This is a genomic window from Vulcaniibacterium gelatinicum (genome assembly GCF_008033445.1).
Lineage (GTDB): Bacteria > Pseudomonadota > Gammaproteobacteria > Xanthomonadales > Xanthomonadaceae > Vulcaniibacterium_B > Vulcaniibacterium_B gelatinicum.
The window spans coordinates 73,219-92,682 of record NZ_VNKO01000012.1; the positions used below are offsets into that span (position 1 = coordinate 73,219).

18 protein-coding genes, 1 other RNA gene and 2 pseudogenes are annotated in these 19,464 nt (G+C 74.3%); 17 read left to right on the forward strand and 4 right to left on the reverse strand.

Annotation, left to right across the window (positions count from 1 at the left end; all coding sequences use genetic code 11):
* The first annotated feature begins 58 nt into the window (after positions 1-58).
* From ribD to thiL, 7 genes are read left to right on the forward strand one after another with little or no spacing between them, the layout of a single operon-like run.
* The gene (ribD, locus tag FPV26_RS08550; protein ID WP_147653466.1) at positions 59-1,177 is read left to right on the forward strand and encodes a bifunctional diaminohydroxyphosphoribosylaminopyrimidine deaminase/5-amino-6-(5-phosphoribosylamino)uracil reductase RibD; all 1,119 of its coding nucleotides are present in this window, start codon (positions 59-61) and stop codon (positions 1,175-1,177) included.
* The gene (locus tag FPV26_RS08555; RefSeq protein ID WP_147653467.1) at positions 1,174-1,662 is read left to right on the forward strand and encodes a class I SAM-dependent methyltransferase; all 489 of its coding nucleotides are present in this window, start codon (positions 1,174-1,176) and stop codon (positions 1,660-1,662) included. The genes ribD and FPV26_RS08555 overlap by 4 nt, the downstream gene beginning before the upstream one ends.
* Entirely contained in the window at positions 1,662-2,264 is a 603-nt protein-coding gene (locus FPV26_RS08560) for a riboflavin synthase (protein ID WP_147653468.1), read from the forward strand. Before FPV26_RS08555 ends, FPV26_RS08560 begins: the two co-directional genes overlap by 1 nt.
* The gene (ribB, locus tag FPV26_RS08565; protein ID WP_147653469.1) at positions 2,261-3,376 is read left to right on the forward strand and encodes a 3,4-dihydroxy-2-butanone-4-phosphate synthase; all 1,116 of its coding nucleotides are present in this window, start codon (positions 2,261-2,263) and stop codon (positions 3,374-3,376) included. The genes FPV26_RS08560 and ribB overlap by 4 nt, the downstream gene beginning before the upstream one ends.
* Positions 3,377-3,425: 49 nt before the next feature.
* Positions 3,426-3,893: a 6,7-dimethyl-8-ribityllumazine synthase gene (gene ribH / locus FPV26_RS08570; protein WP_147653470.1), complete on the forward strand. Its 468-nt coding sequence runs from the start codon at positions 3,426-3,428 to the stop codon at positions 3,891-3,893.
* On the forward strand, positions 3,890-4,345 hold the full coding sequence (gene nusB, locus FPV26_RS08575; protein WP_147653471.1) for a transcription antitermination factor NusB: 456 nt from the start codon (positions 3,890-3,892) through the stop codon (positions 4,343-4,345). Before ribH ends, nusB begins: the two co-directional genes overlap by 4 nt.
* Positions 4,342-5,325: a thiamine-phosphate kinase gene (thiL, locus tag FPV26_RS08580; protein ID WP_147653472.1), complete on the forward strand. Its 984-nt coding sequence runs from the start codon at positions 4,342-4,344 to the stop codon at positions 5,323-5,325. The genes nusB and thiL overlap by 4 nt, the downstream gene beginning before the upstream one ends.
* Here thiL and FPV26_RS08585 read toward each other — a convergent pair.
* The 4 genes and pseudogenes from FPV26_RS08585 to FPV26_RS08600 all read right to left on the reverse strand — a co-directional run.
* A complete protein-coding gene (locus FPV26_RS08585) occupies positions 5,322-5,909 on the reverse strand; it encodes a uracil-DNA glycosylase family protein (RefSeq protein WP_147653473.1) in 588 nt (195 codons plus the stop codon). The genes thiL and FPV26_RS08585 overlap by 4 nt on opposite strands.
* Positions 5,906-7,306 (reverse strand): FAD-binding oxidoreductase, encoded by a 1,401-nt coding sequence (locus FPV26_RS08590; RefSeq protein ID WP_147653474.1) that lies wholly within the window; start codon positions 7,304-7,306, stop codon positions 5,906-5,908. Before FPV26_RS08590 ends, FPV26_RS08585 begins: the two co-directional genes overlap by 4 nt.
* Before the next feature lie 112 nt (positions 7,307-7,418).
* Entirely contained in the window at positions 7,419-7,802 is a 384-nt protein-coding gene (locus tag FPV26_RS08595; RefSeq protein WP_147653475.1) for a YraN family protein, read from the reverse strand.
* A pseudogene (locus FPV26_RS08600) lies at positions 7,789-9,057 on the reverse strand (penicillin-binding protein activator); the annotation flags it as partial. The gene FPV26_RS08595 and the pseudogene FPV26_RS08600, both read right to left, overlap by 14 nt.
* A 227-nt stretch (positions 9,058-9,284) precedes the next feature.
* Between FPV26_RS08600 and rsmI the strand changes: the two are divergent.
* The 10 genes and pseudogenes from rsmI to ftsW form a co-directional block, all read left to right on the forward strand.
* Positions 9,285-10,151 (forward strand): 16S rRNA (cytidine(1402)-2'-O)-methyltransferase, encoded by an 867-nt coding sequence (gene rsmI, locus FPV26_RS08605; protein ID WP_147653477.1) that lies wholly within the window; start codon positions 9,285-9,287, stop codon positions 10,149-10,151.
* A gap of 11 nt (positions 10,152-10,162) precedes the next feature.
* Positions 10,163-10,516: RNase P RNA component class A (gene rnpB / locus FPV26_RS08610), an RNA gene on the forward strand.
* Between the two features lie 329 nt (positions 10,517-10,845).
* Positions 10,846-11,292: a division/cell wall cluster transcriptional repressor MraZ gene (mraZ, locus tag FPV26_RS08615; RefSeq protein WP_147653478.1), complete on the forward strand. Its 447-nt coding sequence runs from the start codon at positions 10,846-10,848 to the stop codon at positions 11,290-11,292.
* Positions 11,289-12,257 carry a 16S rRNA (cytosine(1402)-N(4))-methyltransferase RsmH gene (gene rsmH, locus FPV26_RS08620; protein ID WP_281282850.1) on the forward strand — a complete coding sequence of 323 codons (969 nt, stop codon included), beginning with the start codon at positions 11,289-11,291 and terminating at the stop codon, positions 12,255-12,257. Before mraZ ends, rsmH begins: the two co-directional genes overlap by 4 nt.
* The gene (gene ftsL / locus FPV26_RS08625) at positions 12,254-12,520 is read left to right on the forward strand and encodes a cell division protein FtsL (RefSeq protein ID WP_147653480.1); all 267 of its coding nucleotides are present in this window, start codon (positions 12,254-12,256) and stop codon (positions 12,518-12,520) included. Before rsmH ends, ftsL begins: the two co-directional genes overlap by 4 nt.
* Positions 12,517-14,259: pseudogene (locus FPV26_RS08630) on the forward strand (peptidoglycan D,D-transpeptidase FtsI family protein); the annotation flags it as partial. The gene ftsL and the pseudogene FPV26_RS08630, both read left to right, overlap by 4 nt.
* A gap of 58 nt (positions 14,260-14,317) precedes the next feature.
* Entirely contained in the window at positions 14,318-15,790 is a 1,473-nt protein-coding gene (locus tag FPV26_RS08635) for a UDP-N-acetylmuramoyl-L-alanyl-D-glutamate--2,6-diaminopimelate ligase (protein WP_147653481.1), read from the forward strand.
* Positions 15,787-17,181, forward strand: a complete 1,395-nt coding sequence (locus FPV26_RS08640) for a UDP-N-acetylmuramoyl-tripeptide--D-alanyl-D-alanine ligase (protein WP_147653486.1) — start codon at positions 15,787-15,789, stop codon at positions 17,179-17,181. The genes FPV26_RS08635 and FPV26_RS08640 overlap by 4 nt, the downstream gene beginning before the upstream one ends.
* Complete coding sequence (gene mraY / locus FPV26_RS08645) at positions 17,171-18,256, forward strand: phospho-N-acetylmuramoyl-pentapeptide-transferase (protein WP_147653482.1); 1,086 nt, start codon at positions 17,171-17,173, stop codon at positions 18,254-18,256. The genes FPV26_RS08640 and mraY overlap by 11 nt, the downstream gene beginning before the upstream one ends.
* The coding region (gene ftsW, locus FPV26_RS08650; protein WP_147653483.1) for a putative lipid II flippase FtsW at positions 18,256-19,464 on the forward strand (1,209 nt) is incomplete at its 3' end. The genes mraY and ftsW, both read left to right, overlap by 1 nt.

The window sequence follows — 19,464 nt, forward strand, 5'->3', positions numbered from 1 at the left end:
ATATGACTCTCGAAATATGACTCTGACCCCTATTCCACCCGAAAGGGGGCAAGGAAAAATGACTCTGACCCCTATTTCGCCCGCCACCGACCACGCGCTGATGGCGCGCGCGCTGCGCCTGGCCGAGCGCGGCGCCTACAGCACCCGCCCGAACCCGATGGTGGGCTGCGTGATCGCGCACGGCGACGAGGTGGTGGGCGAGGGCTGGCACCGGCGCAAGGGCGGGCCGCACGCGGAGGTGCTGGCGCTGGCGCAGGCCGGCGCGCGGGCGCGCGGCGCCACCGCCTACGTCACCCTGGAACCGTGTTCCCACGACGGCAGCACCGGCCCCTGCGCCGACGCGCTGATCGCCGCCGGCGTGGCGCGGGTGGTCGCGGCGATGCGCGACCCGTTCCCGCAGGTCAACGGCGCCGGCTTCGCCAGGCTGCAGGCCGCCGGGATCGCGGTCGAGAGCGGGCTGATGGAGGCGCAGGCGCGCGCGCTCAACCGCGGGTTCCTCTCCCGTATCGAGCGCGGCCGGCCGTGGGTGCGGGTCAAGCTCGCCGCCAGCCTGGACGGGCGCAGCGCGCTGGCCTCGGGCGAATCGAAGTGGATCAGCGGCGTGCCGGCGCGGCGCGACGTGCAGCACTGGCGCGCGCGCGCCGGGGCGATCCTGACCGGCGCGGGCACGGTGCTGGCCGACGACCCGCAGCTCACCGTGCGCCTGCCCGAGGACGTGCCGGAGTGGCAGCGCGAATTCGTGCCGCCGCTGCGGGTGGTGCTGGACCCGGGCCTGGCCACGGTCGCGCGCGGCCGGGTGCGCGAGGGCGAGGCGCCCACCCTGTACGTGCATGCGCCCGACGCGCGCCTGCCGCGCGGCTTTGCCGCCGACCACGTCGCGGTGCCGGTGCGCGAGGGCCGCTTCGACCTGGGCGCGGTGCTGCGCATGCTCGCCGAGCGCGGCATCAACGAGGTCCAGGTCGAGGCCGGCGCCACCCTGGCCGGGGCCTTCGTCGCCGCCGGCCTGGTGGACGAGCTGCTGCTGTACGTGGCCCCGACCCTGCTCGGCGCGCACGCCCGGCCGCTGTTCGACGGCCTGGACGTGGCGACGATGGCCGAACGCCACGAGCTGCGCATCGTCGAGCTGCGCCGCCTCGGCGAGGATCTGCGCCTGCTGCTGCGGCCGGTGTCGCGATGAACTTCCAGGACCACTTCTCCACGGTCGCCGCCGAGTACGCCGGCGCGCGCCCGGACTACCCGCCGGCCCTGTTCGCCTGGATCGCATCCGTCGCCCCGGCGCGGGCGCTGGTCTGGGAGGCCGGCTGCGGCAGCGGCCAGGCCAGCCGCGACCTCGCCGCGCAGTTCGCCCGGGTGCACGCCACCGATCCGAGCGCGGCGCAGATCGCGCAGGCGCAGGCGCCGGGCAATGTCCGGTTCGCGGTCGAGGCCGGCGAACGTTGCAGCCTGCCCGACGCCTGCGCGGACGCGGTGTGTGTGGCGCAGGCGCTGCACTGGTTCGACCGCGCGGCGTTCTTCGCCGACACCGCCCGCCATCGCGCACGCACCGGGCAGGATCCGGTGGCGATGCACGCCGAGGCCCTGCGCGCGGCCTGGGGCGATCCGGAGCGGCCGCGCACGCTGCGCTGGCCGCTGTTCGTGCACGCGCGCAGGAAGGAGGCCTGATGTTCACGGGGCTGGTGCAGGGCGTGGGCCGGCTGGCCGCGCGCGAGCTGCGCGGCGGCGACGCGCGGCTGCGGATCGGGACCGGCACGCTGCCGTTCGCCGACGTGCGCGCCGGCGAGAGCATCGCCGTCAACGGCGTGTGCCTGACCGTGGTCGCGTTCGGCGCGGACTGGTTCGAGGCCGACGCCTCCAACGAGACCCTGGCCCTGACCACGCTCGGCACGCTGGCGCCGGGCCGGGCGCTGAACCTGGAGCGCGCGCTGCTGCCGACCGACCGCCTCGGCGGACACCTGGTCAGCGGCCACGTGGACGGCGTCGGCGCGGTGCGCGCGGTGGCCGAGGACGCGCGCGCGCAACGCTGGTCCTTCGCCGCGCCGCCGGCGCTGCTGCGCTACGTCGCGCCCAAGGGCTCGATCTGCGTGGACGGCGTCAGCCTGACCGTGAACGCGGTGGACGCGGCCGGCTTCGAGGTCGCGCTGGTGCCGCACACCCTCGCGCACACCGCGTTCGCGCACACCGCGCCCGGCGACGCGGTCAACCTGGAGGTGGACATGATCGCGCGCTACGTCGAGCGCCTGCTGGCGACGAGGGATCCCGCATGAGCTTCACCCCGGTCCCGGAACTGCTCGAGGAACTGCGCGCCGGGCGCATGGTCGTGATCGTGGACGACGAGGACCGCGAGAACGAGGGCGACCTGATCATGGTCGCCGAGCTGGTGCGGCCGCAGGACATCAACTTCATGGTCACCCACGCGCGCGGCCTGGTGTGCCTGTCGCTGACCCGCGAGCGCTGCCGCCAGCTCGGCCTGCCGCCGATGGTGCGCGACAACACCTCGCCGCACGGCACCAACTTCACGGTCAGCATCGAGGCCGCCGAGGGCGTGACCACCGGCATCTCCGCCTACGACCGCGCCCATACCATCCGCACCGCGGTGCGTCCCGACGCGCGCCCGGAGGACCTGACCCAGCCCGGCCACATCTTCCCGCTGATGGCCCAGCCCGGCGGCGTGCTGACCCGCGCCGGCCACACCGAGGCGGCCAGCGACCTGGCGCTGCTGGCCGGCTTCGAGCCGGCCGGGGTGCTGGTCGAGATCCTCAATCCGGACGGCACCATGGCGCGGCGGCCGGAGCTGGAGGCGTTCGCGCGCGAGCACGGGCTGAAGATCGGCTCGATCGAGGACCTGATCCGGCACCGGCTCGCCACCGAACACACGGTCGAGCGGGTGGACGAGCGCGAGATCGCCACCGAGCACGGTCCGTTCCGCCTGCACACCTACCGCGACCGGCTCAGCCGCGCGCTGCATTTCGCCCTGGTGCGCGGCACGCCGGACCCGCAGGCGCCGGCGCTGGTGCGCGTGCACGTGCACAACCCGCTCGCCGACGCGCTGCACTGGCGGCGGCCGGACTTCGGCCCCGCGGTCGGCGACGTGCTGGCCATGCTCGCGCGCGCGGGCAACGGGGCGCTGGTGCTGCTCGGCGAGGCGCAGGATCCCGAGGCGCTGCTGGCGCGGATCCGCGAGCAGCCCGACCCGCGGCCGCGCGGCGCGCTGGCCGAATGGCGGCGCACCGGCGCCGGTGCCCAGATCCTGGCCGACCTCGGCTACGGCCGGCTGCGGGTGCTGGGCGCGCCGCGCCGCCAGGTCGGCCTGGCCGGGTTCGGGCTCGAGGTGGTGGAGTACGTGGACCCGGACACGGGGCAGGCGCGACCGGCTTGAGCCGCGCCGGGCGATTACACTAGCCGCCCCCCGACCGACCGCCGTCCCGATGTCCCATTACGAAGGCGACCTGCGCGTGCACGAAGGCGCCCGCTTCGCGATCGTCGCCAGCCGCTGGAACCCCCGCGTCACCGAGGCGCTGCTGGCCGGCGCGCGCAAGGCCTTCGCCGACCACGGCGTGGCCGAGGCCGCGCTGGACGTGGTGCGCGTGCCCGGCGCCTGGGAACTGCCGCAGGCCGCGGCGCGGCTCGCCGCCGGCGGCGCGCACGCGGCGATCGTCGCCCTGGGCTGCGTGGTGCGCGGCGACACCCGTCACTACGAACACGTGGCCGACCGCTGCGCGGAGGGGCTGATGCAGGTCGCGCTCGCGCACCGCATCCCGGTGCTCAACGGCGTGCTGGCGGTGGAGCGGTTCGAGGACGCCGAGGCCCGCGCCGGCGGCAGCCACGGCAACAAGGGCGAGGAGGCGGCCCTGGCCGCGATCGAGATGTGCGACCTGATGCGGAGGCTGCCATGAGGCGCCAGGACGGCGTGGATCCCGTGGCCCGCTCGCGCGCGCGCCGGCGCGCGCTGCAGGCGATCTACGCCTGGCAGATGGCCGGCGGCGACGCGCGCAGCGTGATCGCCCAGTTCGCCCACGAGCAGGCGCACGAAGTGGCGGACCTGGAATATTTCGAGGACCTCGTCCGCGGCGTGCTCGCGCACCGCGCCGAGCTCGACGGCGCGCTGGCCGCGTTCGTGGACCGCGACATCGAGCAGGTGGATCCGATCGAGCGCGCCGCGCTGCGCATCGCCGCCTACGAGCTGCGCCACCGCCTGGACGTGCCGTACCGGGTGGTGCTCAACGAGGCCGTGGCCACCACCAAGCGCTTCGGCTCCGAGCACGGGCACACCTACGTCAACGGCGTGCTCGACCGCGCCGCCGCCGAATGGCGCGCCGCCGAGGTGCAGGCCGCGCGCGGGCGATGACCGCCGAGTTCGACCTGATCGCCCGCATCCGCGCCCGTGCCGCGGCGCGCGCGGACGTGGTGCTCGGGATCGGCGACGACGCGGCCCTGCTGCAGGTGCCCGCGGGGCACTGGCTCGTGGTCGCCACCGACACGCTCAATGCCGGCGTGCACTTTCCGCACGACGCCGCGCCGGCCGACATCGGCTGGAAGGCGCTGGCGGTGAACCTGTCGGACCTGGCCGCGATGGGCGCCGAGCCCGCCTGGTGCACGCTGTCGCTGTCGCTGCCGACGGGCGATGCGGCGTGGCTGGACGGCTTCCTCGACGGCTTCCTGGCGCTCGCGGCCGAACAGGGCGTGGCGCTGGTCGGCGGCGACACCACGCACGGGCCGCTGTCGGTGTGCGTGACCGTGCACGGCTTCGTCGCGCCGGAGCGCGCCCTGCGCCGCGACGGCGCGCGCGTCGGCGACGAGGTCTGGGTCAGCGGCACGCTCGGCGACGCGGCGGCGGCGCTGCGGCTGCTCGGCATCGGCACGCCAGCGGACGCGGCCCCGGTGCGCGCGGCGCCGGCGGAGCGCGCCTTCCTGCTCGCGCGCCTGCACCGCCCCGTGCCGCGTCTGGCGCTCGGGCGCGCGCTGGCCGGCCTGGCCCATGCCTGCATAGACGTTTCCGACGGCCTGCTCGCCGACCTCGGCCATGTCTGCCGGGCCAGCGGCGTCGGCGCGGAACTCATGCTCGCCGAGCTTCCTGCCTCGCCGGCATTGCGCGCCGCGTGCGAGACCGGGGTGCGCCAGGCGCTGCAGGCCACCGGCGGCGACGACTACGAGCTCTGTTTCACCGCCGCGCCGGCGCAGCGCGCCGCGCTCGAGGCGCTGGCCGCGGCCACGGACACGCCGCTGACCCGGATCGGCCGCATCGTCGCCGGCGCGGGCGTGCGCGCGCTCGCCGCCGACGGCCGGCCGTGGCAGCCGCCGCGGCGCGGCTACGAGCACTTCGGCTAGGGCGACAGCAGCGCGTGCACCCGCGCGCGCAGCATCGGCAGCACCTCGCGCTCGAACCAGGGGTTGGCCTTGAGCCAGCCGATGTTGCGCGGGCTCGGGTGCGGCAGCGGCACGTAGCGCGGCGCGTACTCGCGCCAGGCGCGCACGGTGTCGGTCAGGCGGGCCTTGCGCGCCGGGCCGAGGAAGTAGTCCTGCGCGTACTGGCCGATCAGCAGCACCAGCTCCACTTCCGTCAGCAGCGGGATCAGGCGCGGATGCCAGGTGGCGCGGCATTCCGGGCGCGGCGGCGCGTCGCCGCCGCCGCTGCGGCCCGGATAGCAGAAACCCATCGGCACGATCGCCACCCGCCGCTCGTCGTAGAACGTCTCCGGAGCCAGCGCCAGCCACTCGCGCAGGCGCTGGCCGCTGGCGTCGTTCCAGGGGATCGAGGTGGCGTGCACGCGCGTGCCCGGCGCCTGGCCGACGATCAGCAGGCGCGCGCTGGCCGAGGCGCGCAGCACCGGGTTCGGGCCCAGCGGCAGGGACGGGGCGCACAGCCGGCAGGCGCGGATCTCGCGCAGCAGGGCCTGGAGCCGGCGGCTCATGGCAGCAGCTTGCCGGGGTTGAGGATGCCGTCGGGGTCGAACGCGGCCTTGACCGTGCGCATCAGCGTGAGCGTGTCCGGATCCAGCGCCTGCGGCATGAACCCGCGCTTGAGCAGGCCGATGCCGTGCTCGCCCGAGAGCGTGCCGTCGAGCGCGATCGCGAGCGCGAACACGCGCGCCATCGCCGCCTCGGCGCGATCGGTCTGCGCGGCGTCGGCCGGGTCGTACAGGATGTTGACGTGCAGGTTGCCGTTGCCGGCATGGCCGAAGCACACGATCGGCAGCGCGACCTCGCGCGCCAGCGCCTGCACGCCCGCGACCAGTTCCGGCAGGCGCGAAACCGGCACCACCACGTCCTCGTTGAGCTTACCCGGCGCGAGCCTGCGCAGCGCGGGGGAGAGCGCCTTGCGCGCGGCCCACAGCCGCTCGCGCGCGGCCTCGTCGGCGGCGTCGTCGAGCGCGACCAGGCCCTCGCCCTCGGCCGCGCGCGCCAGCGCCTCCACCGCCCAGGGCAGGGTGTGCGCGTCGCCGTCGGCCTCCAGCATCAGCAGCGCGCCGGCTTCCACCGGCAGCTCCGCGCTGCCGCCGTCGGCGCGCATGTGTTCGCGCGCCAGGCGCACGCAGTCGCCGTCCATGAACTCGAGCATGGACGGGGTGACCGGCTGCGCCATCAGCCGCGCCACCGCCGCCGCGGCGCTGGCGACGTCGCGGTACAGCGCGCGCAGCGCCCGGCGCTGCGGCGGCAGCGGGGTGAGCCGGAGCGTGGCCTCCACGATCAGCGCCAGGGTGCCTTCCGAGCCGACCAGCAGCCGCTGCAGGTCGTAGCCGGTGGCGCCCTTGGTGGTCGCGCTGCCGCAGCGGACCAGCGCGCCGGTGCCGGTGACCGCGGTCAGCGCCAGCACGTTGTCGCGGCTGGCGCCGTACTTCACCGCGCGCGGTCCGCCGGCGTTGCAGGCGAGGTTGCCGCCGACGGTGGAGAAGCCGGCGCTGGTCGGATCCGGCGGCCAGAACAGGCCGTGCGCGGCGAGCGCGTGCTGCAGCTCGCCGTTGAGCACGCCCGGTTCGACCACCGCGCAGCGGTCGCCGGGACGGATCGCGAGGATCCGGTCCATGCGCTCGAACGACACCACCACGCCGCCGGCCACCGGCACCGCCGCGCCGGTGGTGTTGGTGCCGCGCCCGCGCGCGATCACCGGCACCCGGTGCGCGCGGCAGGCGCGCACGATCGCCTGCACCTGCGCCGCGTCGGTCGGCAGCGCCACCGCGTCCGGCAGCGCCAGCCGGCGCGAGTTGTCGTAGCCGTAGGCGAGCCGCTCGCTCTCGTCCGTGCGCCAGCCCGCGCCCAGCAGCGCGGCCAGGGTCGCATCGAGCGCAGCGGGCAGTTTCGTCGCGGTCATGGGTCTGTTTCAGCCACGGATGAACACGGATGCACACGGATAGGACAGGGAAAAAATCCCTCGTTTCCGCTCCTTCCGTGTCCATCCGTGGCCAAAGCGCTCTTTCCGGAACTCAATCATCCGCCCGGAACGCATCCCGCAGCCAGTGCAGGGCCGGGGCGGCGGGGTCGCCCTCGGCCTCGACCACGTCGAAGCGGCAGGGGACGTCCGCGTACTGCGGGTGGGCGAGCAGGAACAACTGTGCGGCGCGGACCAGGCGGCGGCGCTTGCGCGCGTCCACCGAGGCCGCGCCGCCGCCGAAGCGCGCGTCGCGCCGGTAACGCACCTCGACGAACACCAGCGTCTCGCCCTCGCGCATCACCAGGTCGAGCTCGCCGGCGCGGTAGCGCGCGTTCGCGGCCAGCGGACGCAGGCCGGCGCGGACCAGGTACGCGCGCGCGGCGGCCTCGACCGCGGCCCCGCGCGTGCGGCGGTCGAGCGGCTCAGCGCGCGGCATCGGCCAGCGGCACCGGCTGGCCGCCGCGGAAGGTGGACCAGGTCGGCGTGCGCAGCACGTTGCCGAACCCGTCCACGCGCAGCGTGCCGGTGGCGCCGGCGATCGCGGCGTCGGCCTGCAGCGCCAGCTTCTCCAGGTACGCGGTCAGCAGCCAGGCGTCGTGGCCGAAGGCGAACAGGCGCGCGGCCGGCCCGCGCGCGGTGCGCAGGCGCGCGGCCACGTCCTCGGCCGGCGGCAGCGCGGGCAGGCCGCGCACGCTCCAGGTTTCGGTGGGGAAGGCGATGCCGTCCAGCAGGCGGTCCTGCTCGGGCTTGCCGGTGCCGGAGGTCAGCTGCGAGGTGGCCACGCGCAGCGCGCCGCCGAGCCCGGCCTGGGCCAGCAGCGGCGCCGCCTCGCGCGCCCGCGCGCCCTTGAGCGCGAGGAACACCGCGTCCACGCCGCCCTGGGCCTGCGCCGCCTGCACGCGCGGCAGCAGGCCCTCGACCGTCTCGCCGACCTCGAGGCGGGCGACCACGCTGCCGCCGCGCTCGCCGAAGGCCTCGGCGAAGGCGGCGGCCGAACGCTTCATCGCATCGTCGTTGCCCGCCAGCACCAGCACCCGGCGCGCGTTGCGGTCCACCAGGTACTCGGCCGCGGCGATGCCCTCGTCCTCGGGCGAGAGCGAGAAGCTGGCGCTGCCGGCCGGCGGCGCGGTGCTGCCGCGGTTGAGCGCGAGCACCGGCACCGGCAGTCCGGCCTGGCCGAACACGGCGTCCACCTCCTCGCGCCCGAGCGGTCCGAGCACGAAGTCGTTGCCGTCGGCGACGGCCTGCGCATAGGCCGCGAGCGCGCCCGCCGGCGTGCCGGCGGTGTCGTAGAACTTCACCTGCGGCCGGCGCCGCGCTTCGCCGTAGTAGCCGGTCAGGAACCCGTCGCGCACCGGCGCCGCGGCGGCGGCACGGCTGCCCGACAGCGGCAGCAGCACCGCCAGCTTCAGCGGCGGGCGGTAGCCGTCGCGTTCGGCCGGCGGCCGCGCGCCGGCGTCGAAGCGCCAGGCGGAGCGGTCGAACGGCCGCGGCAGCGGCAGGCCGCGGCGCAGCAGCGCGCGCCCGGCGAAGTTGTACAGCGGGTCGCCCACCGGCAGCGCGGCGGCGTCGCGGGCGAGGGTGGCGTCGTCGAGCTGCGCCAGCAGGCGTTCGATCGCATCGGCATTGGCGGCGCGCGCCTGGCCGGCGAGCGCGGCGTCGTTGCGCGCCAGTTCGCGCGCCTGGGCGAAGGCGGGCGCATACGCGTGCGGGCGCTCGCCCGGCGTGGTCCGCACCGTCGCGCAGCCGGCGCCGAGCAGGGCCACGGCCAGCAGCAACCAGGCGGCGATGCGCGATGCGCGGCGTGGGGAGCGCAGATCCATTGGCGGCCTCGCAGGCGATGCAGTCCGCTAGGATTCTACCCGGGCCGCGCGACCTGCCGGGTCGCGGCCGCAAGCCTCCAGCCATCGGGACGACCATGTCGGGCGCACGCGCCGCAACGCCGGGAACGCCGGGAACGCTCTACGTGGTCGCCACGCCGATCGGCAACCTCGGCGATCTCTCGCCGCGCGCGCTGGACACGTTGCGCGGCGTGGACGCGGTGTGCGCCGAGGACACCCGCCACACCCGCCAGCTGCTCGCCCACTTCGGCCTGGAACGGCCGCTGCTGGCGCTGCACGAGCACAACGAGGCGGCGCTGGCGGAGCAGATCGTCGCCCGCCTGCGTGCCGGCGAGTCGCTGGCGCTGGTGTCCGACGCCGGCACGCCGCTGGTCAGCGATCCCGGTTTCCGCCTGGTGCGCGCGGCGCGCGCGGCCGGGGTGCGGGTGAGCCCGGTGCCCGGGCCGTGCGCGTTCGTCGCCGCGCTCAGCGTGGCCGGCCTGCCCAGCGACCGGTTCGTGTTCGAAGGCTTCCTGCCGGCCAAGCCGCGCGCGCGCCGCGAACGCCTGGCCCAGCTCGCGCACGAGCCGCGCACGCTGCTGTTCTACGAATCCGCGCACCGGATCGAGGACACGCTCGCCGACATGGCGGCGGCCTTCGGCCAGGCGCGTCCGGCGGTGCTGGCGCGCGAGCTGACCAAGCTGTTCGAAACCGTGCTCGACGGCCCCCTGCAGGCCCTGCTCGACCGGGTGCGTGCCGACCCCGACCAGCGCCGCGGCGAGTTCGTGCTGCTGGTGCAGGGCGCGGAGGAGACGGCCGAGGCCAAGGTCGCCGAGGGCCGGCGCCTGTACGCAAAGCTGTGCGAACACCTGCCGCCGTCCACCGCCGCCCGGCTCGCGGCCGAACTGAGCGGCGCCCCGCGCAAGGCCCTGTACGGGGGCGAGGAGTCAGGTCCGTTCCGGTAAGCTGTCACCGCGGAGTCGGCCAGACAGTCGCGGCCCGTTTCGGCGGGCCGAGGAAAGTCCGGGCTCCACAGGGCACGGTGCCAGGTAACGCCTGGGCGGCGCGAGCCGACGGAAAGTGCAACAGAGAGCAGACCGCCGAACGGCGCCGCAAGGCGCGCGTGGCAAGGGTGAAACGGTGCGGTAAGAGCGCACCGCGAGTCCGGCAACGGACCGGCACGGCAAACCCCACCGGGAGCAAGGCCAAATAGGGACCCCATGACGCGGCCCGCGTCGGGTCCGGGTAGGCTGCTCGAGCCCTGCGGCGACGCAGGGCCCAGAGGAATGACTGTCCACGACAGAACCCGGCTTATCGGCCGGCTCCGCCCCTCTTTCTGCGCCCCTTGACCTGCGCGCGCCGCGGCGTCCTCTTGTTGCGCCGCAGCACGCGTCCGGCACCGACCGGAGACGGAGCCGGGGCCTCGCGACGCACGCGGCCAGTCTCAGAATTTGAGACAAAACAGCAGCTAGTGGATAAGTCTTGAACCACTCTCTGAAGTTCAGCGCAAGCCTTTGATGCGGCTGGAAAAATCGGTCGCGAAAAGTTGTTGACAACCCTGTGGGTCGCTCCTAAGGTGGCATCCTGTGGGAAAACCGGGGAATTCGTGGTTTTCCTCCCAACGAAGCCCGCGGCAGACGGGCACCACCGGGCAAGGCGATGTTCCAGGGCGAGACCGCCATCACGCTTGACGACAAGGGCCGGCTGGCGATTCCGACCGCCTACCGGGAGCTGGTCGCGCGCGAGGCCGGCAACCGCCTGGTCGTCACCTACAACCCGTTCGAGTCCGGCTGCCTCTACCTCTACCCGCTGCCGGTCTGGGAGCGCGTGCGCGACCAGGTCAACGCGCTGCCGCGCACCAAGAAGGTCAACCGCAGCTTCCAGCTCAAGCTGGTGGGCGCGGCGACCTTCGTCGAGCCCGACGGCAACGGCCGGATCACGATCCCGGCCAGCCACCGCAACGCGGTCGGGATCGAGAAACGCGCGGTGCTGCTGGGCATGGGCGAGAAGTTCGAGCTGTGGAGCGAGCAGGCGCACCACGAACAGATCCGTCAGACGATCAGCGACGAGGATCTGGGCGGGGAGCTGCTCGAGTTGCAGTTGTGAGCGGCGGTGGCCCGGATGCCCGGTCCGGCCACCCTTCCGCGCCGCATCTGCCCGTGATGTACGCGCAGGTCCTGGACGGCCTGCAGGTGAAAGGGAACGGAACCTACCTGGACGGCACCTTCGGGCGCGGCGGCCACGCGCGCGGGGTGCTGGCGAAGTTGGGCCCCGGAGGCCGGCTGCTGCTGATGGACAAGGATCCCGAGGCGATCGCGGTGGCGCAGCGCGAGTTCGGAGCCGATCCGCGCGTGGCGATCCTGCGCGGCAGCTTCGCCCGCCTGGCCGACTGGGACGCGACCGCGGCCGGCCTGGACGGGGTGCTGTTCGACCTCGGCGTGTCCTCGCCGCAGCTGGACCAGGCCGGGCGCGGCTTCTCCTTCGCCAAGGACGGGCCGCTCGACATGCGCATGGATCCCGAGGCCGGCGAGAGCGCGGCGCAGTGGCTGGCGCACGCCTCCGAGCGCGAGATCGCCGACGTGCTGTGGACCTACGGCGAGGAGCGCCACGCGCGCCGGATCGCGCGCGCGATCGTCGCCCGCCGCGCCGAGCGGCCGCTGGAGCGCACCGGCCAGCTCGCCGAGCTGGTCGCGGCGGTGGTGCCGCGCGGCGAACACAAGATCCATCCGGCCACCCGCACCTTCCAGGCCATCCGCATCCACCTCAACCGCGAGCTGGCCGACCTCGAGGCCGGGCTGGAGGCCGCGCACGCACGGCTGAAGCCGGGCGGACGGCTGGTGGTGATCAGCTTCCACTCGCTCGAGGACCGGATCGTCAAGCAGTTCATCGCCCGCCACGCCAAGGCCCCGCCGGCGAGCCGGCGCCTGCCGGCGGCGTCGGCGTTCGTGCCGACCCTGCGCGCGGTCGGGCAGGCGTGCAAGGCCGACGCGGAGGAGGTCGCCGCCAACCCGCGCGCGCGCAGCGCGGTGCTGCGCGTGGCCGAGAAGCTCGACACGGGAGGCGTGGCATGAGCCTGCGCCTGCTGCTCGCCCTGCTGGTGCTGGCCAACGTCGGCAGCGCGGTCGCGATCGTGCACGCGCGCCACGCGCACCGGCAGCTGTTCGCCGAGCTGACCCGGCTGGAGCGGGTGCGCGACGAGCTCGACATCGAGTTCGGCCGCCTGCAGCTCGAACAGGCCACCTGGGCCGAGAGCCACCGCATCGACCAGGTCGCGCGCACGCGCCTGGGCATGGCCTTCCCCAAGGCCGAAGACATCGTGGTGGTGCAGCCATGAACGCGCGCCTGTCCCGCCCGGCAGGACGCGGCAAGCCGCCGGCACGGCGCCAGCGGCTGCAGTTCGACCTGCGCCGCCGGCTGCTGCTGGTCACCGGCGCGCTCGGCCTGGGCGCGCTGGCGCTGGTGGTGCGCGCGGTGGACCTGCAGGTGCTGGACAACGACTTCTACCAGCGCCAGGGCGACGCGCGCTTCCTGCGCGAGCTGCCGATCGCGACCTCGCGCGGGATGATCACCGACCGCAACGGCGAGCCGCTGGCGGTGTCCTCGCCGGTGGAGTCCATCTGGGCCAACCCGCAGGAGCTGCTCAAGCACCCGCAGCGGCTGCCGCAGCTGGCGCAGGCGCTGGGCGTGCCGGCCGAGACCCTGACCCGCCGCCTGAGCCAGCGCGCCGACAAGGAGTTCGCGTTCCTCAAGCGCCGGATCAACCCCGACGAGGCGCGGCGGATCCTCGCCCTCGGCGTTCCGGGCGTGTATTCGCAGCGCGAGTTCCGCCGCTTCTACCCGCAGGGCGAAGTGCTGGCGCACGTGCTCGGCTTCACCAACATCGACGACCGCGGCCAGGAAGGGCTGGAGCTGGCCTTCGACGAATGGCTGCGCGGCCAGCCCGGGCGCAAGCGGGTGATCCGCGACCGGCGCGGGCGCATCGTCGAGAACGTGGACCTGCTCGAGCCGGCGGTGCCCGGCCGCGACCTGACCCTGTCCATCGACCGCCGGATCCAGTTCCTGGCCTACCGCGAGCTCAAGCGCGCGCTGCTGGAGCATTCGGCCAGCAGCGGTTCGGCGGTGGTGCTCGACGTGGCCACGGGCGAGGTGCTGGCGATGGCCAACCTGCCCTCGTTCAACCCCAACGCGGTCGGCGGCGGCGCGCGCGAGGCGCACCGCAACCGCGCGGTCACCGACCTGCTCGAGCCGGGTTCGACGATGAAGCCGATCACGGTCGCGGCCGCGCTCGAGGCTGGCGTGGTCACCCCGCGCACGATCGTGGACACCCGCCCGGGCAGCTACAAGCTCGGCCGCTACACCATCCGCGACACCCACGACTACGGCGTGCTCGACGTCACCGGCGTGATCACCAAGAGCTCCAACGTCGGTTCGATCAAGATCGCGCAGCGGCTGCCGGACCAGGCCTTCCACGACTACATCCGCCGGCTCGGCTACGGCCGCAGCACCGGCAGCGGCTTCCCCGGCGAGGCCGCGGGCGTGCTGCCGCCGCCGTCGGAATGGAGCGGTTCGACCAAGGCCACGATCTCCTACGGCTATGGCCTGAGCGCCACGCCGCTGCAGATCGCCCAGGCCTACGCCGCGCTCGGCAACGGCGGGCGCCTGATCCGGCCCAGCTTCGTCAAGGGCGAACGCGGCGAGAGCCGGCAGGCGATGGATCCGGACGTGGCGCGCGAAGTGCTGCGGATGATGGAGACCGTCACCCTGCCGGGGGGTACCGCGACCCAGGCGCGCGTGCTCGGATACCGCGTGGCGGGCAAGACCGGCACCGCGCGCATCGCCAGCGCCGGCGGCTATTCGCGCCGCTACGTCTCGTTCTTCGCCGGGCTGGTGCCGGCGAGCAATCCGCGTTTCTCGATGGTGGTGGTGATCAACGATCCCGCGCCGAGCAAGGCCTACTACGGCGGCCTGGTCGCCGCGCCGGTGTTCCACAACGTGATGGACGGGGCGCTGCGGCTGATGGACGTGGCGCCGGACGACCTCGACGCCTGGCTCGCCGCGCAGGCCGCGGCCCAGGCCCGGCGACGACGGCCCCGGCGCAGGCGACGAATGCGGTGCAGGACGGAGGTGCGCGATGAGCCGCCGCATGCGCCTGGCCGAGTTGCTGCCCGACATCCCCGGCATCGCCGCCGATCTGGAGATCACCGGCCTGGTGCAGGACAGCCGCGCGCTGCGGCCGGGCGATGCCTTCGTCGCGATCGCCGGCTTCGGCGCGCATGGCCTGGCCTACGCCGCGCAGGCGCAGGCGGCCGGCGCGGCCGCGATCCTGTTCGAGCCGCCGGCGCCGCCGGACCTGCCGGTGCCGCCGGGCGCGATCGCGGTGCCGGGCCTGCGCGCGCGGCTGGGCGAGATGGCCGACCGCTTCCACGGCCATCCGAGCAGCGCGATGACCACCGTCGGCGTCACCGGCACCAACGGCAAGACCTCGACCGTGCAGTTGCTGGCGCAGGCCTGGCAACGGCTCGGGCTGCGCAGCGCGACCATCGGCACGCTCGGCGCCGGGCTGTACGGGCAGACCGAGCCGACCGGCTTCACCACCCCGCTGGTGCTGCAGGTGCACGCGCTGCTGGCGCAGCTGCGCGACGCCGGGGCGCAGGCGCTGGCGATGGAGGTGTCCTCGCACGCGCTCGACCAGGGCCGCGTGGCCGGGGTGCATTTCGACGTCGCCGTGTTCACCAACCTGACCCGCGACCACCTCGACTACCACGGCGACATGGCCGCCTACGGCGCGGCCAAGGCCAAGCTGTTCGGCTGGCCCGGCCTGCGCGCGGCGGTGATCAACCTCGACGACGACTACGGCCGCGCGCTGTACGACACCCTCACCCCGGCGGTGGCGCACGTGGGCGTGAGCTCGCGCGGCGCGCCCGACGCCGACGTGCGCGCCGAACAGGTGCGGCTGGACAACCGCGGCATCGGCTTCGAGCTGGCGATCGGCGCGCACCGGCAGGCGCTGCGCTCGCCGCTGCTGGGCCGCTTCAACGTGGACAACCTGCTGGCGGTGGCCGGCGTGCTGCACGCGCTGGGCGAGACGCCGCAGCGCATCGGCGAGGCGCTGGCGGCGCTGACCCCGGTGGCCGGGCGCATGAATCGGCTCGGCGGCGACGGCCGCCTGCCGCTGGTGGTGGTGGACTACGCGCACACGCCCGACGCGCTGGAGCAGGCGCTGGCCTCGCTGCGCGCGCACGCGCCGGCGCGGCTGCTGTGCGTGTTCGGCTGCGGCGGCGAACGCGACCGCGGCAAGCGCCCGGAGATGGCCGCGATCGCCGAGCGCCTGGCCGACGTGGTGATCGTCACCGACGACAACCCGCGCGGCGAGGACGGCGAGGCGATCGTCGCCGAGATCATGGCCGGCTTCGCCGCGCCGCAGCGGGTCGTCGTGCAGCGCGACCGCGCCGCGGCGATCGCGGGTGCGGTGGCGATGGCCGCGGCGGACGACGTGGTCCTGATCGCCGGCAAGGGCCACGAGCCCTACCAGGAGGTGGCGGGCGTGAAGCATCCCTTCGACGACACCGCGGTCGCGCGCGCGGCGCTGGAGGCACGGGCATGAAGCCGCTGCGGCTCACGCAGATCGCGAACATGGTCGGCGGCCGGGTGGCCGGCGCCGACGCGGTGGTGGCGCGCGTGGTCACCGACACGCGGCAACTGGCCGCGGAGCAGGGCGGGCAGGCGCTGTTCGTCGCGCTCAAGGGCGAGCGTTTCGACGGCCACGATTTCGTCGCCGCCGCCGCCCGGGCCGGCTGCGCCGCGGCGCTGGTGGCGCGCGCCCTGGACGTGCCGATCCCGCAGGTGGTGGTGGCCGACACCGCGCGCGCGCTGGCCGCGCTCGCCGGCGCGGTGCAGCGCGAGCGCGCGGCCCGGGTGATCGGGATCACCGGCAGCAACGGCAAGACCACGGTCAAGACGCTCACGCTCTCGATCCTGGAGCGGGCCGGCCGCGCCTACGCCAACCCCGGCAACCGCAACAACGAGATCGGCCTGCCGCTGGCGGTGCTCGACGCGCCCGAGGACGCGCAGTTCGCGATCTACGAGATGGGCGCCGGCAAGCCCGGCGACATCGCCTACCTGTGCGCGATCGCGCGTCCCGACGTGTCGGTGGTCAACAACATCGCGCCTGCGCACCTGGAGCGGATGGGCAGCCTGCTCGGCGTGGCCGACACCAAGGCCGCGATCTACGACGCGCTGCCGCCGGACGGGGTGGCGGTGATCAACGCCGACGACGCCTTCGCGCCGTACTTCGGCGAACGCGCGCACGGGCACCGGATCCTGCGTTTCGGCCTGGAGGCCAGCGCCGACGTGACCGCGCGCGACATCGTCGCCGATGCCGAGGGCTCGCGCTTCACCCTGGTCGCGCCGGAGGGCGAGGCCGAGGTGACGCTGGCGCTGCCCGGCCGGCACAACGTGCGCAACGCGCTCGCCGCGGCCTGCCTGGCGCTCGGCGCGGGCGCGCCGCTGCAGGCGATCCGCGACGGCCTGGCCGCTGCGCGTCCGGTCGCCGGGCGCCTGGTCACGCACCGCCTGCACAGCGGCGCGGTGCTGGTGGACGACAGCTACAACGCCAACCCCGGCTCGCTCCACGCCGCGATCGACACCCTGGCCGCGGCCGGCGGCGAGGGCTGGCTGGTGCTGGGCGACATGCGCGAGCTCGGCGCCGACGCCGAGGCGCTGCACGCCGAGGCCGGCCGCCGCGCCCGGAGCGCGGGCCTGCGCCGGCTGTACGCGCTCGGGCCGCTCAGCGCGCACGCCGCGCGCGCGTTCGGCGCGGGCGGACGGGTGTTCGACAGCCACGAGGCGCTGGCCGCGGCGCTGCTGGCCGAGCTGCGCCCGGGGGTGCAGGCGCTGGTCAAGGGGTCGCGCGGCAGCGCGATGGACCAGGTGGTGAAGGCGGTGCTCGCGGCCGAGCCGCGTCCGCAGGGCAAGGGGGGCACCGATGCTGCTTGAGCTCGCGCGCTGGCTGGAACAACTGCAGAGCCTGTTCGGCCTGTTCGGTTACCTGACCTTCCGCGGCATCCTCGCCGCGCTGACCGCGCTGCTGCTGTCGCTGTGGTGGGGGCCGGCGATCATCCGCCGCCTGGCCCAGCTCAAGGGCGGCCAGCCGATCCGCAAGGAAGGCCCGCAGTCGCACTTCTCCAAGGCCGGCACGCCGACCATGGGCGGCGCGCTGATCCTGCTCACCGTGCTGGCCTCGGTGCTGCTGTGGGGCGACCTGCGCAACCGCTACGTGTGGCTGGTGCTGGCGGTGATGGTGGCGTTCGGCTGGATCGGCTTCTGGGACGACTGGATCAAGATCGTGCGCCGCGATCCGAACGGCATGAAGTCGCGCTGGAAGTACCTGCTGCAGTCGCTGTTCGGCCTCGGCGCCGGCCTGTTCCTGTGGTACACCGCCGACGCCCCGGCCGCGACCACGTTCTACATCCCGCTGTTCAAGACCGTGGCCCTGCCGCTGGCGGGGATCGCGTTCGTGGCGATCGCCTACTTCTGGATCGTCGGCTTCTCCAACGCGGTCAACCTCACCGACGGCCTCGACGGCCTGGCGATCATGCCGACCGTGCTGGTGGCCTGCGGCCTGGGCGTGTTCGCCTACGCCTCCGGCCACGCGGTGTTCGCGCAGTACCTGCAGATCCCGCAGGTGCCCGGCGCCGGCGAGCTGGTGATCATCTGCGCCGCGATCGCCGGCGCGGGCCTGGGCTTCCTCTGGTTCAACACCTATCCGGCGATGGTGTTCATGGGCGACATCGGCGCGCTCGCGCTCGGCGCGGTGCTCGGCGCGATCGCGGTGATCGTGCGCCAGGAGCTGGTGCTGGTGGTGATGGGCGGCATCTTCGTGATCGAGACGCTGTCGGTGATGATCCAGGTCGCCTCGTTCAAGCTCACCGGGCGGCGCGTGTTCCGCATGGCGCCGATCCACCACCACTTCGAACTCAAGGGCTGGCCGGAGCCGCGGGTGATCGTCCGCTTCTGGATCATCTCGGTGATCCTGGTCCTGGTCGGCCTGGCCACGCTCAAGGTGCGCTGATGGACGGAACGCCGCGCCAGGCCACGCCACTCGACGCGATCGAAGGCCGCTTCGATCCGTGGCTGCTCGGCTGCGCGCTGGCGCTGGCCTGCTTCGGCCTGGTGATGGTGGCCTCCAGCTCGGTGGCGATCGGCGCCACGCCCTACGAATACGCGCTGCGGCATGCGCTGTACCTCGCCCTCGGGGCGTGCGTGGCGGCGGTGGCGATGCGCACCGAGCTGAAGCTGGTCGAGGCCTGGAGCCAGTGGCTGCTGATCGGCTGCTTCGTGCTGCTGCTGCTGGTGCTGGTGCCCGGTCTCGGGCACGAGGTCAAGGGCGCGCGGCGCTGGCTGAACCTGGTGCTGATCAAGTTCCAGTCGGTGGAGGCGGTGAAGGTGCTGCTGGTGGTGTGGCTGGCCAGCTACCTCAAGCGCTTCAACGAGGGCATCGCCGCGACCTGGCCGGCGCTGCTCAAGCCGCTCGGCGTGGCGGGACTGCTGGTGGCGCTGCTGCTGATGCAGCCGGACTTCGGCTCGGCCATGCTGCTGCTGGCGATCACCGGCGGCATGCTGGTGCTGGCCGGGGCGAGCATGCCGCGCATCTTCCTGCCGGTGGCGCTGCTGCTGCCGACGCTGGCCGCGATCGCGCTGGCGGCGCCGTACCGGGTGCGGCGCCTGACCTCGTTCACCGATCCGTTCGAGGATCCGTTCGGCGCCGGCTACCAGCTCGCCAACGCGCTGATGGCGCTCGGCCGCGGCGAATGGTTCGGGGTCGGGCTCGGCGCCTCGGTGCAGAAGCTGTCGTACCTGCCGGAGGCGCACACCGACTTCATCCTCGCCGTGATCGGCGAGGAGCTGGGCCTGTTCGGCGTGCTCGCGGTGATCGCGCTGTACGCATTGCTGGCCGGGCGCGCGTTCTGGCTCGGGCTGCAGTGCGTGGAGATGCGGCGCCACTTCGCCGGCTACTGCGCGTTCGGCATCGCGCTGTGGATGAGCCTGCAGAGCCTGGTCTCGATCGGCGTGAACCTGGGCCTGCTGCCGACCAAGGGCCTGACCCTGCCGCTGATCTCCTCCGGCGGCTCGAGCGTGCTGATGACCTGCGCTGCGCTCGGCCTGCTGCTGCGCGTGTCCTACGAATACGAGCGCGCGCGCCGGCAGGTGGCGCGCCTGCGCGGCGAGGCGGCGCAGCCGGCGTCGGCCGGCGCCGCGCCGATCGCGGCGCCGCCGCCG